The organism is Granulicella tundricola MP5ACTX9, assembly GCF_000178975.2.
Classification (GTDB): Bacteria; Acidobacteriota; Terriglobia; order Terriglobales; family Acidobacteriaceae; genus Edaphobacter; species Edaphobacter tundricola.
In genome coordinates, this window is sequence record NC_015064.1 from 1,659,331 (window position 1) to 1,674,453 (window position 15,123).

Sequence of the window (15,123 nt, forward strand, 5' to 3'; positions counted from 1 at the left end):
CCACCCAACTTGATAAAATAGAAGCAGCAGACAAATCAGGACGAAACACAGTCGTGACCAGCCAGCCAACCCCAAAAGCCTCATAAACCGAAGTCCACCCTTAAGTCCAATGTTTGGAAGACTTTACGCAGAAACAGGGGGGAGGGGGGACCTTCAAGAAGAAAAAAGCGGAACAAGAACAGAGCTATAAGCTCCATCCTTCTCCCGCTTTTATCCGTCTTTTCCTCGTTACGCCTTGCCTTATGCTGGAGGGCTAAACGGTAGTCAAAGCCAACCCGGCAGCCTTCTCTTCCGTATCGGCCAGGATCGGACGATAGAAGAGCTGGTTGTTCTCCAGGTAGACCTCCAGGAACGCCGGCCGCTCCTTGATTCCGCCCGCGATCAGAGCCTCGGACAGAGGGTCCTCGACGAACCGCTGCAGGGCCCGGCGCAGCGGCCGAGCACCGTAAGTCCGGTCGCTCGCCGTCTTCTGCAGAATGTACTTCTTGGCGTCGTCGTTCACAGAAATCGTGATCGCCTTATGCACCAGGTTCGTATTGAGCTGCTGCACGAGGATCTCGAGAATCTGCATCAGGTCAGACTCCACCAGTGAGGTGAAGATGATGATCTCGTCCAGACGGTTCAGGAACTCCGGGTTGAAGGTCTTCTTGACCTCGCCCCGGACCAGCTCTTCCATCTTGTCGAGCACCATATTCTCGTCGCTCGCCTGGAAGCCCAGTCCCTGCTGCTTCTGCAGGTGCTTGGCCCCAATGTTCGAGGTCATGACGATGATGGTGTTCTTGAAGTCCACGGTATTGCCCAGACCGTCGGTAAGCTGTCCGTCCTCAAACACCTGCAACAGCAGGTTGTAGACGTCCGGGTGAGCCTTTTCGATCTCATCCAGCAGCACCACGGAGTATGGATTGCGCTTCACGCGCTCGGTCAACTGACCGCCCTCCTCGTACCCGACATACCCCGGAGGCGACCCAATCAGCTTGCTGACCGAATGTTTCTCCATGAACTCGGACATATCGAACCGGATAAGCGACTTCTCCGACCCGAACAGGAACTGCGCCAGCGTACGAGCCATCTCCGTCTTACCGACGCCGGTGGGTCCCAGGAACAAAAAGCTCCCAATCGGACGAGCCGGATTCTTCAAACCGGCACGAGACCGCCGAATCGCACGCGCCAGCGCCGAGATCGCCTTGTCTTGCGAGATCACGCGCTTGTGCAGCTCTTCCTCTACCCGCAGCAGACGCTCCGTCTCCTCCTCCTTCAGGGAGGTCATGGGCACGCCAGTCCAGCGGCTCACAACATCCTCAATATCCTCACGCGTCACGATACCCGCGCTGGAGTCGTCGAGGTGATACTTGTCACGCAGAGCACGGAGGTTCTCCCGCTCCTTCCGCTCTTCGTCCGAGTAGAAGCGCGCCTTCTCGAACTCGTGGTTCGCGATGGCGTTCTCCATCCGGTGAACGATGAACTTGATGCGCTTCTGCACCTCGGTCAGCTCCTCGGGAAGGGAAGTCTGACGCAGCTTCACCCGCGCCCCCGCCTCGTCGATCAGGTCGATCGCCTTGTCCGGCAGGAAGCGGTCCGGGATGTAACGCGAGGAGTGCGAGACCGAGAACTGGATCGCGTCGTCGGTGTAGCTGACGGCGTGAAACTTCTCGTACTTCTCCTTGATGCCCATGATGATCTTGACCGCATCCTCTTCGTTCGGAGGAGGCACCTTGACGGCCTGGAAGCGGCGCTCGAGCGAGCGATCCTTCTCGATCGACTTGCGATACTCCGCCGGAGTCGTCGCGCCGATGCACTGGATCTCACCACGGCTGAGCGCCGGCTTGAGGATGTTGGCAGCGTCCAGCGAACCCTCAGCCGAACCGGCCCCGACGAGCGTATGCAACTCATCGATGAAGACGATAGAGTTCTGATTCTCCATCAACTCCTTCATGATGGTCTTCAGACGCTCCTCAAACTGACCGCGGTATTTGGTGCCCGCAACGATCAGTGAGAGATCGAGCGCAAGGACCCGCTTGTCAGCAAGGAACGAGGGCACCTCGCCGTCCGCGATCTTCTGCGCCAGGCCTTCGACGATGGCCGTCTTACCAACGCCAGGCTCGCCGATCAGCACCGGGTTGTTCTTGGTGCGGCGGCAGAGGATCTGGATGACGCGGTCCACTTCGGTGTCGCGGCCGACGAGCGGATCAAGCTGCTGATCCATGGCGGACTGGGTGAGATCACGGCTGAACTCTGCAAGCATGGACTGTTCTCCCCGTGCAGCCTTGGCCGCGGCCGCAGCCGGCTTCTCCTGGGTGGTGCGCTGAAGCTCCTCGCGGATGGCGGGGAGGCGCAGGCCGCGCTCCTGCAAAATCTCCGCAGCGAAGCACTTCTCTTCGCGCAGCAGACCCAGCAGTAGGTGCTCGGTTCCAATGTGTTTGTGGCTCAGGCGTTCGGCCTCTTCAGCCGCATACGCAAGCACACGCTTGCATTCGTTTGAGAGCGGTAGATCCACGGAGGTCGAAACCTTCTCGCGGATGGTCGTATGTCCTTCAATCTGCTTCCGAATCGACTCCACTGACGCGTGCGACCGCAAAAAGCGGTTGGTCAGTGCCTTGTCCTCGCGCAGTAGACCGAGCAGAAGATGCTCCGTCTCGATGTAAGGCGACCCAAACTGACTAGCCTCGTAACGGGCAAAAAAGATGACCCGCCGCGCCTTCTCCGTATAGCGTTCGAACATGTTCCCCCTCAAACCCGGTCACGTTCCGAGCCCTCAGGCCCGTCCCGCGCCGTTCGCTGCACCTGCCGTCCCGATCGATGCCGGAACCCTTAAACGCCACCCGAACCTCCGGGGGGCGCTTCGTACTCTTTCCATAGTGTATTCCGCTTCACGATACTTCCGCCCGTGGAAAGCGAACACACCACAAAAGTTATGCCTACACTAACAGCAATTAGGGATTAGACGCCCAATGTGCAAAACCGGTGCAGAACTCCGCCTGCCGGCTAGACGAGGACGCCGTCGCTCAGCCGCAGCATTCGGTCGCAGCGCGCGGCGAACTCCAGATTGTGGGTCACCAGAACGCTGGTCAGACCGTGAGCCTTATGCAGACCCTGTAGTAACCCGAAGACAGCCTCGCTGGTCCGGCCGTCCAGATCGCCGGTTGGCTCATCCGCCAGGAGCGCTTTGGGCTCAGTCACCAGTGCGCGTGCGAGCGAAACCCGCTGCTGCTCGCCTCCGCTCAACTCCCCGGATCGGTGCTCGGCCCGGTCGCCAAGACCGACCTCGGCGAGCCAGACTTTGGCCCGTTTGAGCGCCTCGGTCCGGCCCAGACCGCGCGCAAGCAGGGGCATGGCCACGTTCTCAACGGCCGTGAACTCCGGCATGAGGTAGTGAAACTGCCAGACATACCCAATCTCCCGGTTGCGGAACTCAGACGCGCCCTTGCTGGTGAGGGTGCTGAGGCGAGTCTCGCCCACCCAGACCTCCCCGGCGGTCGGGCGGTCCAGCGCAGCGAGAAGGTGAAGCAGGGAACTCTTACCAGCGCCGCTCTGCCCAACGATGGCGATCATTTCACCAGCGTTCACGCTGAGGTCGAGCCCGCGAAAGAGCTCAATCTCGCCCGCCCCAGAGGTGACGCCGGAGTATGCCTTACGAAGACCTTCAGCCCTGATGGCGACGCTCACTCTTCAACGACCTTTCCGCCGTCGTCACCGGTTACATCCGTCTTCGTCGTATGGACAGCGCGGAAGGCGATCGCCATCCGATTCCATGCGTTGATGCTTGTAATGGCGATGGTGAGGTTGACGAGTTCGACCTCTGAGAAGTATTCACGCGCGGCGGCGTAGGCTTTATCTGAGGCATGACCATCCTGGATGTTGGTGACGGCTTCGGTCCAGGCAAACGCCACACGTTCGCGCTTGGTGAAGGCGTTGGAGCTTTGCCAGTCTTCAACACCGGCGATACGACCTTGCGGCTCGTTGTGCTTGGTGAGTTCGTGCGAGTGGAGTCCGATGCAGTACTCACAGCCATTAAGCAAGGAGGCGCGCAGGCGGATGAGTTCGAGGAGGACAGGCTCCAGGCCGGATTCGGTGTTTACGTAATGCTCAACCGCGCGCATGGCTGCGATGCCGTTGGGTGCGAGTTCTGTGTATCTCAAACGCTGTTCCATGCTCGTCCTTTCGGTGCTGACGTCACGCTCGTCGCCTGAATACGCACTGGCGTTTTATTCATATCGCAAAGCCTCCGCCGGAAGCACCTTGGCTGCGCTACTACTGGGATAAAGAGTAGCAATCGCACTCACACCCAGTGAGACACCCGCAACGATCAAAGCGTCGACAAATCTGGGTGCAAAGGGGAGGTAATCGATGGAATAGACCGATGCATCCAGCGGAAAACGGTAATGTCCGCCTGCCAGGCTGATCCCGTAGCCCACAACAAGCCCCACTCCCGTGCCGATCACCGAGATCATCAGGCCCTGGAGCAGGAACACGCGGCGCACCTGCGCGGCCGTCACACCGAAGCTCATCATGACGGCGATGTCCTTGGTCTTCTCCATCACCATCATGGTCAGGGCAATCAGGATATTCAGCGCTGCCACGCAGACGATCAGGGCAAGCACGATGAACGTGACGATCTGTTCCAGCTTCAACGCGCGGAAGAGCTCGCGGTTCTGCTCCATCCAATTCGTCGCCTGGAAGCCCTTGCCTGCGGTCTCCTCGATCGTGCGTCCGATGATATTCGCGCGGTAGAGATCGTCGACCTTGAAGCTAATTACGGAAATCAGGTCCGGCTCAGAGAAGAGCCGCTGAGCATCGGTCAGGCGCACAAACGTGTAGCTGGAGTCATATTGATAGAAACCCGAAGCGAAGATCCCGACCACCTGAAATCGCTGATACCGCGGCACCAGCCCAAGCGGCGTCAGTTCGCCCTGAGGACTGGTGACAAGAACTGTGTCCCCAACCTCCGCTCCCAGAGTCTCCGCCAGGTCCTTGCCAATCACGATTGGCGGGGTAGCCTGTGCATCCCCCGCATCCGGGTTGACCTGAGGCTGCAACGGCCGGCTGGAGCCGCGCGTAACGGCTTGGAGGAGGTCGCTGACCTTCTCCTCATCGGCCGGGATCACACCCTTGACTAGGCCGCCGCCGCTGCGGGCTCCGCGTGAGATCAGCACCTGCCCATAGAGCCCCGGTGCCGCCGCCGTGACATGCGGGAGTGCCCGGAGCTTATCCAGAAGCGGCCTCCAGTCGCGGATACCGTCGGCAGACACCCGCATGAGTTCCACATGAGAGGTCGAGCCAAGCAGACGTTCCTGCAGATCGCGCCGCATTCCGTTCGTGATCGCCAGTGCAATGATCAGCGACGCCACGCCAGCCGCGACTCCAAGCACGGAGATCGCCGTAATCACGCCGATCACAGCCTGCCGGCGCTTGGCCCTCAGGTAACGGGCGGCAATAAAGAGTTCAAACCTCATCCTGCCCAGTCTACCCGTCCGCAAAAGCACAGGGGCGGCGAATCGCTTCGCCGCCCCCGCCAATTCTGATTGCGCTTAGTTCGCCAGCACAGCCCTATAGCGAACCTGATTCTTCTTGACCTTCGCGACAGCCTCATTAGCCTTGGCCATCTCAAACCGCTCCGTGATCGCCTTGATGCCATGCCGTGCGGCCACATCAAGCATCTCCTCGATATCGTGCGGGCTGCCCGTAGGACTGCCGGCGACGCACTTCTGCCCAAAGATCAGAGCCGAAACCTGCAGTGGTACAGGAGTGGGTGGCGCTCCCAGAAAGACGAAGCTTCCTTTAGGCCGCAAGGCGTTCACGTACCCCTGCCAGTCCTGGTCGGCGTTGACGGTACTCAACAGCAGGTCGAAGCTGCCTGCAACCTTCTTGATGGCACCGGTATCGCGTGTGTTGACGAAGTGGTGCGCACCAAGTTCGAGGGCTTCGGCTTCCTTATCTTTGGAGGTAGAAAACGCCGTGACCTCGGCTCCGAAGGCCTTGGCAAACTGAATTCCCATGTGGCCCAGGCCACCAATCCCGATGATCCCGACCCGAGACGACGGCCGCACGCCCAAGTTCCGCAGCGGACTATAGACCGTAATACCGCCGCAGAGCAGGGGAGCGACGTTCTCGCTCTCCAAAACTTCCGGAACCCGGAGGGCAAAGCGCCAGTTCACCCGGATCGAATCCGCATACCCGCCATTCCGCCCCACGCAGGTCGGCTGCGATTTGGCACACAGATGTTCGTCACCCTGTCGGCACCACTCGCAGACGCTGCATGAGTTTGCCTGCCAACCGATGCCGACGCGTTCGCCCAGCACGCGGTCGTCTACCGCGGAGCCAATCTGGGTGATCGTCCCGACGATCTCATGGCCGGGAATGAACGGATACTTGCTGATGCTCCAGTCGTTATCGATGAGGTGGACGTCGCTGTAGCAGACTCCGCAGTGCGAAATCTTCACCTCAACCTCATCCTCTTTCAACTCTCCTGCGTCGTACTTATACGGCAACAGATGTGCACCCGCCGCATGCACTGCCAAACCATGAATTGCATTCATCTCGACTCTTATCCTTTGGCCGCGCGATCCACTCGTCTGCGCCTGCCTGTGTCCATGCTACAACAGCAGCAGCCCCCAGCCTGTGCATCGCAGCCCCGGTCCCGTGACCGGTGGATCGAATCTTTCCCGGCATCTCCCCGTCTATCGATATCAGAAGAAATCATCCACCCGTTCTCTACATCTGGCACCCGCTGCAAGCCACAGCGCACCATCCCGGAGTAAAGTTTTGATCATGAACATGCCGCGCCCCGCCTTCCGAGACCTGAGCCTAGCCCTCGCTACGGTATTTTGTGCTCTCTTGCTGCCGTTTCCTCCGGCTCACGCACAAACCCCGGGACAAACCCCCGCCCAGAAGCCGGCCCAGGCCCCGCCGGACGAGACCGGCCCCCAGACCGACAATGGTCCCCTCATCATCAAGAAAAAATCCACGGAAGAGCCTGCCCCCCCGCCGCCGGCGTCGGACGTCCCCAAGCTTAAAAATCCTGACGGTGCCACCTACTCCCTCCGGGTCGACGTCCCCATCGTCAACCTGAACGTCAACGTCATCCTGGACAAGACGCATCAGTTCGTTCCCGGCCTGAAGGCTGATAACTTCCTGGTCCTTGAAGATGGCGTCGAGCAGAAGGTCCAGACCGTCCGCATGACCCAGACCCCTATCACTGCGGTCATGCTGCTGGAGTTCGCAGCCAACTCCTACGCCTACATCCGCGACATGCAGTACTCCTCCGCCGCCTTCTACCACTCGCTGCGCCCGGACGATTACATTGCGGTAATCACCTACGACCTCCGCACCCACATCCTGACCGACTTCACCAATAACAAGGACACGGTCGCGCAGAGCCTGAACTCGCTCCAGATCCCCGGCTTCTCAGACACCAACATGTTTGACGCCCTCTACGAGACGCTTGACCGGACCTCCCGCATTGAAGGCCGCAAATACATCATCCTCATCGGCTCCGGCCGCGACACCTTCTCCAAGCTCACACTCGACAAGATGCTCGCCAAGATCAAAGCCACGCCCAACGTCACCATCTTCTCGATCGGCACCGGAGCACTGGCGCAGGAACTGGGCGACGCACGCGGTCAGATCGGCGGCATCGGCCGCATGAACATCCTCCAGGCTCAAAACCAGCTCAAAACCTTCGCCACCATGACGGGCGGCCTGTACTTCGACCCCATGTTCCAAGGTGCCCTTCCAGACATCTTCAGCCAGATCAACGACTCCATCCGCAACCAGTACATCCTCACCTACCGGCCAAGCAACCCGAAGAACGACGGAACCTATCGCAAGATTGAAGTGCTTCTGGTCGATGCAGAGGGCAAGCCGTTGAAGATGCAGGATGAAAAGAAGAAGCCGGTGAAGTACTCGGTGATTGCCCGTGACGGCTATAAGGCGAAGCTACCGGTCGAGTAGATACGGAATCGGCGAGTTTTACACCTGTTCGCATTGACCCCAAAGGCGCAAATCCGTACACTCAAATTAAGGCAGTCAGCAAGCAACGCCGCGACGCCCCTAACCTGTGTTGCCCCCTCGTTCAATGGTAGGACCGACGACTCTGAATCGTTCAATCGGGGTTCGAATCCCTGGGGGGCAACCAAAACACCTAAAACCTGAACTTCCTCGCACCTCCCCAAACATCCTCGCACGCGAGGATGTTGTTGCTTTAGAAGGACTTACACCGAAATTAGGTGCGAGGGCGTGCGAAAGCGTGCGACTGCAGCCACCCATTTCTTAGGGAACAGTTTGGGGCACGATCTACCAAGGTTTGGGAATGGATTTCCCGAAGTTTGGAGGCGCACCATGGCACTGACGATCAAAGAGATCGAAACGCTAAGCCGAAGGATAAGAAATACAAGATGCTCGACGGAGGCGGCCTCGGTCTGCTCGTCTTGCCAACAGGCACGAAGCTCTGGCTTTGGCGCTACCAGTTCAATGGCGGCGAGAAGAACATGACATTCGGCGAGTACCCAGTTGTTGCTCCCAAGGAAGCTCGCGAACTTCACTTTGCCGCGAAAAACTACTTGGCACCGGCATCAACCCGATGGCTGAACGGAAGGCAGAGGCCGAAGCGAAGCAAGAAGAAGCTAAAGCACTCCAACGTGAAGCTGACAGCAGCTTCGAGAATGTCGCCCAACAGTGGTGGGAGTGGTGGTCCATTGGCAAGTCTCCTCGGCACGCCGATACCGTCATGCGACGCCTCAAAGCAGACATCTTCCCGGGGTTCGGCCACAAGCACATGGACACAATTAGGGCGGCGGAGATTCGCGAACTCATGCTCACGATTGAGAAACGAGATGCGCGAGATGTTGCCAAGCGTTGTCATGAGATGACATCTCAGATATTCCGATTTGCGGTTGCTCGTGACATTGCCAGTCGGAACCCCACTGCGGATTTCAAGCCGAGAGACATCCTCGCCGCAGCAAAGACGGAGAATCGTGCTTGTGTTGACGCGAAGGAACTGCCTGAATTGCTCACGAAAATGGATGATTATAACGGCGACGCTATCACCCGCTTTGCCTTGAAACTCATGGCGTATACATTTGTGCGAACGAGCGAAGAAATAGAAGCGCCGTGGACAGAGTTTGATCTGGAAGAGGCGCGTTGGACGATCCCGGCAGAGCGCATGAAGATGGACACATCGCATATCGTTCCACTTTCCCGACAGGCCGTCCAAGTGTTGCGGGCACTCAAGCTGCTCACGGGCAATGGGAGATTTGTCTTGCCTGGCGCCAATGACAAGACAAAACCCATCAGTAACAACACGATCTTGTATGCGCTTTACCGGCTCGGATATCGAGACTGGATGACTGGGCATGGATTCCGCGGGCTGGCGTCAACCATTCTTCACGAGAACGGATTCGAGGAGGCACACATCGAGTTGCAGCTCGCCCACCTGAAGCGCGACAAGGTGGCCGCGGCCTACAATCACGCGAAATATCTGACTCCGCGCACGGAGATGATGCAGTGGTGGGCGGATTACCTAGACGCACAACTCGCCAAGGGAAGACCGGCGTCGGCCGGTTAGGCGAACTTCTTCGACGACGCCCATTGTCCGGGTAGCGCTCGCTGCGGCACTCGCCGACCGTCGACAATGGATGCTGGCGGTCTTGAGTGGACGATACGTTCGGTGGCCCACTGTTGGACATCGGAAGCTACCCATGCGACGGTGCGGGCTCCGAGATGCACATGCGCAGGAAAACTGTTCGCTCGGATTAGCTCATAAAGGCTCGACTTCGACAGCCCAGTGATCGCCTTAACCTTCGGCAAGCGCAAGAAAATCACCTCTTCAGAATCCCTTTGCAGGGGCTTGCCATTTGCCGATTTTGTTTGGCTATCCACCGAGAGAACCTCGTTGGCTTCACGCAGATTGAGATTTGAACGATTCATGTTGGCTCACAGGGCTCCAAAAGTAGCTTGCAACGGCATCCGTTGCACACACCTTCTCGCACCGTCTAGCACGCTGTCCAATTCCTACACCTGTGGTTCATATTCCCGCTAGGAATAGGTGCACCAGCGAAAGACTCACAAGGTCGCAATGCGTACAGGATCCTTTTAGAAACGCCGACTGTCTCCAAAGCCGAGGAAGTCCGATAAGGAACTGAGAGCTTTGGAAGTGATCTTTCCGCCCTAAGATGACAAGGCGTGAAAAGCTTTCACTTCGCTTGTTCAAGCCGCAGGAAAACCACGAATTACGCAAATCCATTGAGTTAAAAACCTATTCCCAATGGGCATAGGCACCCCACTCGGAGTTATTGGACACCCCGATACGGCTACCTTTACGTTGCCAATATCGCAACCGAATCCACGGTCGATTTGAGGTGTCAACGCAGATCAAAGTCAGGCTCAATTTCCAGCCCATCCAGAGATGGGCAAGATACTCCTCCAAACAGACACTACTCCGTGCCTCGCGCATGATGGGGCCGACTCTGGTCGCTCTCACATTCGCCGGCGTTGCTCAAGCCCAAGGAACGATGGACTTCTCAGGAGCTCAGACTCTCATGGGAACGTTCAAGACGTTTGCTGTATACGCAAGTGCGGTCATCTGCTTCGGCGGCCTGATCTTCGCCGGCATACGGATGATGAGCGGTCGCTTTCAGGATGCCATCCCAGGACTCTTCGGCGCCCTATTCGGTGCTGGAGTGCTGGGCTGGGGCGCAGGATGGATTGGCTCACTAACCGGACAGTCGATGTAGGGGTGACCAGCCATGACCAAGCGGGGAGAACCGTTACCAATCAATCAGGCGTTGAACCGGCCAAGGGCCAAGTTGGGCCTCGACCTCTCAGCGTGGATGGCGATCGTATTCGTCACGGTAACGGTTTTCCTCGTGGGGTTCCGGATGCTGGCGATCTTGAGCTTTCCAATGATGGCGGGCGGAGCTTGGCTCATCGTCCGCAAACACCCAAAGATGTTTCAACTGTGGGGCCTCAGCCTCGGCCAGAAGAGCTACTATGACCCGCGCAAATACTGAACAGATCAAACATACCCCGTGGTTTGCGAAAGCGGGAGCGGCCTGCAGTATCATCCCGGTCTCTCGCTTCATTGGGCCAAGCATCTTCGCGCTGAAGGGCGGGGGCTACGGATGCCTCTTCTCTCTGACAGGTTTGGACGAAGAGGCTCTGACCGACCTTGAGCTTGAGGCTCGGGTTCGTCAGGTGGAAGGCGCTCTCCGTGGATTGCCAGAGGGAACGTGCCTCTATCAGTACACGAGGGTGATGTCTGGCTTTGATCTTCCTCGCCAGAAGCAGTACGGGAACGAGGTGACCGAGACGTTCGCGAACGACCGTCTAGCGTACCTCGACAAGACGGCGGCGTTTCGGCGCATTGACCTCCACTGGTGCCTAACGCTGGAGCCCTCGCAGGCGAAGGCATTCCAGCGCAAGCCAGACGAGAAGGTCGCTGACACATCAAGGATGCTCTCCGATCTTGAGAAGACGGCAACCTTGCTTGAAGGTCACCTCGGCAGCTCCCTTGGTCTGCGTCTGCTTGGTAAGTCCGAGGTATTCCAGTTCTTTAGCTATCTCTTCAATCTGGAGCAATGGGCAGATCGCGACGAACTCCGAGGTGACACAGGAGTAGATCGTCAGATCGTGAAGAGCCCGGTTGCCTGGCACAGCGATCATGTGCAAGTCGGCAAGCGGCACGTCCAGATGTTTTCACTGAAGACCACGCCGGAGGCATCGCGTCCCTGCTTGTTCTCTGGCCTACTGACTCTCGACTGCGACAGTGTGCTTTGCTCGACATGGCGGGTGAAGTCCACGTCGGCAGCGCGCAGCGAGATTGACGCGCAGGAGAAGTTCATCTCGTTTTTCAAGGTCGGCGTCTTGCAGCGTGTAATGAGCGGGCGCAATAGTGCGTCACTGGAGACCGGAGCCGGGGCAAAAGCGGCCAACAACAACGTAGACGACCTGAGCGATGTCATCCGTTCGCTCGACAAGAAGTCGCAGGGCGAGTTCTCGCTGCGCCTCCTCCTGGCTGCTCGCAGCCCGGAACAACTCCGAGACATCGTTCCTACTGTGCATCGTGTCTTTGTCGACGCCCGCGCTCAGGTGATGGAAGAGACGCTTGGCAATCTATCCGCGTTCTATGCCATGTTCCCCGGCAATCACAAGTTCAACGTGTTTCCGCTGTGGCTGGCAGAAGACCATCACGCTCGGCTCTCCTCTGTGTTCGCTCCTCATATCGGGCATCCGCACTCGGAAGACCTCGACTCGGAATACCTCAATATCTTCGAGACGCGCACCCGTACGCCGTTAATGAGATGGTCCGCCGCTTGATCTCCACCCGGAAGGTAGGCGATTGTGTTGGCAGGTACAAGGAGGATCATCGACATGCAGATTCATTCGGTTGGCATAGATCTGGGTAAGACGACCTTTCACCTCGTAGCCCTGAGCGCAGCTGGCAAGGTGCTGTTGCGCAAGAAGTTCACTCAGAAGCAACTGATCACCTTCACCGCGAACATGCAGACCTCCTTGATCGGGATGGAGGCATGTTCAGGAGCGCACTTCCTGGGCCGGGCTTTGCGAGCGCAAGGCCACGACGTGAAGCTGATTCCAGCGCAGTTTGTAAAGCCGTTCGTGAAGTCGAATAAGAACGACTTCCTGGATGCTGAGGCGATCGCTGAAGCCGTCGACCGACAGAACATGCGCTTCGTTCCGATCAAGACCGACGATCAGCTCGACCTGCAAGCCATGCATCGTGTGCGTGACAGGCTTGTCGCTCGCCGGACGTCCGTGATCAACCAGCTGCGAGCCTTTCTGCTGGAGCGCGGCATGGTTTTCGCCAAGACTCCCATCAAGTTGAGACAAGCGATGCCAGAGATACTCGAGAACGCGGAGTCGAACCTGACGCCACGCATGCGCAACCTTGTCAGCCTGCTCTGGAGCGAGTGGAAGGATCTTCAGCAGCAGATCGTTGCGATGAACGAAGAGGTCGAGCAGATCGCTTCTTCCGACCCCGCATGCCAACGGCTGAGACAAATCCCCGGCATCGGCCCCTTGGTCGCAACCGCAATCGTCGCTGCGATCGGCAACGGAGCAGCCTTCCATAAGGGCCGAGAGTTCTCCGCATGGCTTGGACTTGTACCCCGACAGCACTCGACCGGCGGCAAGGCGAGACTCTTCGGCATCAGCAAGCGAGGTAACCGCTACCTGAGAAAGCTGCTCGTCCATGGCGCCCGATCAGCAGTTCTCATCGTCAAGCGAGAGCGTTCCCCGTTTGGGCCTTGGCTTGATGGTCTGGAACAACGAGCACCGGTGAAGGTCGTCATTACAGCCGCAGCCAACAAGCTTGCTCGTATGGCCTGGGCGGTGCTCTCAAGCGGCAATGACTACCGCCCAGCAACGGCTCCGATGCCGGCCTGAGCAGGCGCGGAAAAGACGCCTTCGGCTTGGAAGCGCAGAATCGCGCTCCCACTTTACCGCACCACGACGACGATTTAGAGTTCCCACCAAGGTCTGCACTGGACAGCTAAGACGACCGAACAGTTCCCAACGGCGTGCTCAAAACCTGCTCCCGAAAATGGTCTTCCATGACCGTGCCGTTTATCAGGTAGAGCACGCAGCGCAACTCATCATGGCCAGGAGACTAGACCCTCCACCCAAAGGCCGAATACATTTGCGCAGACCTGTCGATGTCGCCCTTCGCTTTTCCCTTGCAGTCGTGCGGCGGACCATACATTTTTCAGGATGTGTATGTGGACGGCGTGCGCGTCATGCTCATCATCGGGCCAACTGGGACCGGGAAGTCGGTTCACGGGAACCAAATCATCTCGCTCGAACAGAAGTATGGCGGTTTAACCTACATCTTTGACATCGGCGGAAGCTACGAGAGCGTGGTCGAACTGTATGGCGGACGCGTTGACCGCGTAGGCAAAGACGGACCCCGCGTAAACCCGTTCGCTTTGGAGCCGACTGAAAGCAATATCAAGTTCCTGTACTCCTTTGTGAAGCTCTTGCTCGCGAATGGAGGTGCGGAGCTGGAGCCGGAAGATGATGACGTGATTCATAAGGCCGTGCAGGACATGTACCTGCTTGATGCGGCGAATCGCCGGCTCTCGAATCTCTTCCTCCCCAAGAAGCTCGACAGGTATCTGTCGAAGTGGGTGGGCAAGGGCATCTACAACGCCGTCTTTGACAACGTGGAGGACAGCCTCTCGCTATCGCGGCTTCAGTGCTTCGACTTCCAGGGAGTCAACAATGAACAATATGCCGACCTGATCGAGCCGCTCATGGTCTGGCTGCTACGGCGGATCAACGATGTGCTCTACAACCCCTCTAATCTCGGCGTGCCGAAACACATCCTCATCGAAGAGATTTTCTCTTCGATGAAGAACAAGCAACTGCTTGACGGTGCGCTGGCTTCGATCAAGACCGTTCGCAAGAACCTTGGTGGCGTGACCATGATCGGCCAGTCTGCCGATGACCTCGGCGCAAATGCGGACAGCATTGTGAACTCTTGCACATCGTTTCTGTTCCTGAAGGATGCGACGTTCAATCGCAAGCGGTATGCAGAGCTCTTCAAGATGAACGAACAGCAACTCGCTCTCTTTGAAAGCTTGCAGGATCGCGAAGGCCTTTACATGCGGCGCGACGGGCTGACCAAAGTTGTCACCCTCATTGGTCGCGCCACTGACTAGCGCACCCTTGAAGCCAAGATCAGTGATCGTACGTTCCAACTCGTCAGCCGAACCATCAGGATCGGTCAAGGGAAGATGAGCAAGCCCAGCGTATCGGCTGGGATGAGCAGCGACGCGCTGGGCGATTTGATCATTGGTCTCTTTCGCCCATCGACATGCCTGCAATGGCGGCAGCAGATCGGCACCCGCCATTGGATACGAAAGCACTTGAACCGTGATGCCGGACTCATCGAGTTGCTCCAAACGGCCCTCGGTATCACCCATCGCGACGGCCATCTTCTCAAGGAGGGGCCCATGACCATAAGGTCTGTCGCGCGACAGATAGCCTCTATCAATGACGGCTTCTTCCGGCAAGCGACGCGTGAGTTCGGGGAAAACAACGTGCTCCTCGACTCCCACGATGCGGGACAATATTGCAGTTTTGTCGTTCATGATTCCTCACGTCCGTGTGGGG

The 15,123-nt window shown here is 58.1% G+C and carries 11 protein-coding genes, 1 tRNA gene and 4 pseudogenes; 9 read left to right on the forward strand and 7 right to left on the reverse strand.

Annotated features, from left to right (window positions below):
- Positions 1-253: 253 nt before the first annotated feature.
- From ACIX9_RS07115 to ACIX9_RS07135, 5 genes are all read right to left on the reverse strand, one after another.
- Entirely contained in the window at positions 254-2,719 is a 2,466-nt protein-coding gene (locus ACIX9_RS07115) for an ATP-dependent Clp protease ATP-binding subunit (RefSeq protein WP_013579806.1), read from the reverse strand.
- Positions 2,720-2,982: 263 nt separating this feature from the next.
- Positions 2,983-3,663, reverse strand: a complete 681-nt coding sequence (locus ACIX9_RS07120) for an ABC transporter ATP-binding protein (RefSeq protein WP_013579807.1) — start codon at positions 3,661-3,663, stop codon at positions 2,983-2,985.
- Positions 3,660-4,148 carry a carboxymuconolactone decarboxylase family protein gene (locus tag ACIX9_RS07125; RefSeq protein WP_013579808.1) on the reverse strand — a complete coding sequence of 163 codons (489 nt, stop codon included), beginning with the start codon at positions 4,146-4,148 and terminating at the stop codon, positions 3,660-3,662. The genes ACIX9_RS07120 and ACIX9_RS07125 overlap by 4 nt, the downstream gene beginning before the upstream one ends.
- Before the next feature lie 54 nt (positions 4,149-4,202).
- Positions 4,203-5,450 carry an ABC transporter permease gene (locus ACIX9_RS07130; RefSeq protein ID WP_013579809.1) on the reverse strand — a complete coding sequence of 416 codons (1,248 nt, stop codon included), beginning with the start codon at positions 5,448-5,450 and terminating at the stop codon, positions 4,203-4,205.
- A gap of 75 nt (positions 5,451-5,525) precedes the next feature.
- Entirely contained in the window at positions 5,526-6,533 is a 1,008-nt protein-coding gene (locus ACIX9_RS07135) for an NAD(P)-dependent alcohol dehydrogenase (protein WP_013579810.1), read from the reverse strand.
- 232 nt (positions 6,534-6,765) lie between these two features.
- On the opposite strand from ACIX9_RS07135, the gene ACIX9_RS07140 reads away from it, so the two are divergent.
- The 4 genes and pseudogenes from ACIX9_RS07140 (at position 6,766) to ACIX9_RS26345 (ending at position 9,559) form a co-directional block, all read left to right on the forward strand.
- Positions 6,766-7,947, forward strand: coding sequence for a VWA domain-containing protein (locus ACIX9_RS07140; protein ID WP_013579811.1), 1,182 nt, complete (start codon positions 6,766-6,768; stop codon positions 7,945-7,947).
- A gap of 110 nt (positions 7,948-8,057) precedes the next feature.
- Positions 8,058-8,131, forward strand: a tRNA-Gln gene (locus ACIX9_RS07145).
- 259 nt (positions 8,132-8,390) lie between these two features.
- A pseudogene (locus ACIX9_RS27665) lies at positions 8,391-8,498 on the forward strand (integrase arm-type DNA-binding domain-containing protein); the annotation flags it as partial.
- 77 nt (positions 8,499-8,575) lie between these two features.
- The gene (locus ACIX9_RS26345; RefSeq protein ID WP_232298812.1) at positions 8,576-9,559 is read left to right on the forward strand and encodes a tyrosine-type recombinase/integrase; all 984 of its coding nucleotides are present in this window, start codon (positions 8,576-8,578) and stop codon (positions 9,557-9,559) included.
- On the opposite strand, the gene ACIX9_RS24635 is transcribed toward ACIX9_RS26345, so the two are convergent.
- The gene (locus tag ACIX9_RS24635; protein ID WP_013579812.1) at positions 9,556-9,921 is read right to left on the reverse strand and encodes a helix-turn-helix transcriptional regulator; all 366 of its coding nucleotides are present in this window, start codon (positions 9,919-9,921) and stop codon (positions 9,556-9,558) included. The genes ACIX9_RS26345 and ACIX9_RS24635 overlap by 4 nt on opposite strands.
- Positions 9,922-10,445: 524 nt before the next feature.
- Here ACIX9_RS24635 and ACIX9_RS07160 point away from each other — a divergent pair.
- The 5 genes and pseudogenes from ACIX9_RS07160 to ACIX9_RS26800 all read left to right on the forward strand — a co-directional run.
- Positions 10,446-10,727, forward strand: coding sequence for a hypothetical protein (locus ACIX9_RS07160; RefSeq protein WP_232298813.1), 282 nt, complete (start codon positions 10,446-10,448; stop codon positions 10,725-10,727).
- Between the two features lie 12 nt (positions 10,728-10,739).
- Positions 10,740-11,003: a VirB3 family type IV secretion system protein gene (locus tag ACIX9_RS07165; RefSeq protein WP_013579814.1), complete on the forward strand. Its 264-nt coding sequence runs from the start codon at positions 10,740-10,742 to the stop codon at positions 11,001-11,003.
- A pseudogene (locus tag ACIX9_RS07170) lies at positions 10,984-12,294 on the forward strand (VirB4 family type IV secretion/conjugal transfer ATPase); the annotation flags it as partial. The gene ACIX9_RS07165 and the pseudogene ACIX9_RS07170, both read left to right, overlap by 20 nt.
- Positions 12,295-12,363: 69 nt before the next feature.
- Complete coding sequence (locus tag ACIX9_RS07175; protein ID WP_013573305.1) at positions 12,364-13,395, forward strand: IS110 family RNA-guided transposase; 1,032 nt, start codon at positions 12,364-12,366, stop codon at positions 13,393-13,395.
- A 317-nt stretch (positions 13,396-13,712) separates the two neighbouring features.
- Positions 13,713-14,648, forward strand: a pseudogene (locus ACIX9_RS26800) (VirB4 family type IV secretion system protein); the annotation flags it as partial.
- A 12-nt stretch (positions 14,649-14,660) separates the two neighbouring features.
- On the opposite strand, the pseudogene ACIX9_RS27670 reads toward ACIX9_RS26800, so the two are convergent.
- Positions 14,661-15,101: pseudogene (locus ACIX9_RS27670) on the reverse strand (amidohydrolase family protein); the annotation flags it as partial.
- Positions 15,102-15,123 lie beyond the last annotated feature (22 nt).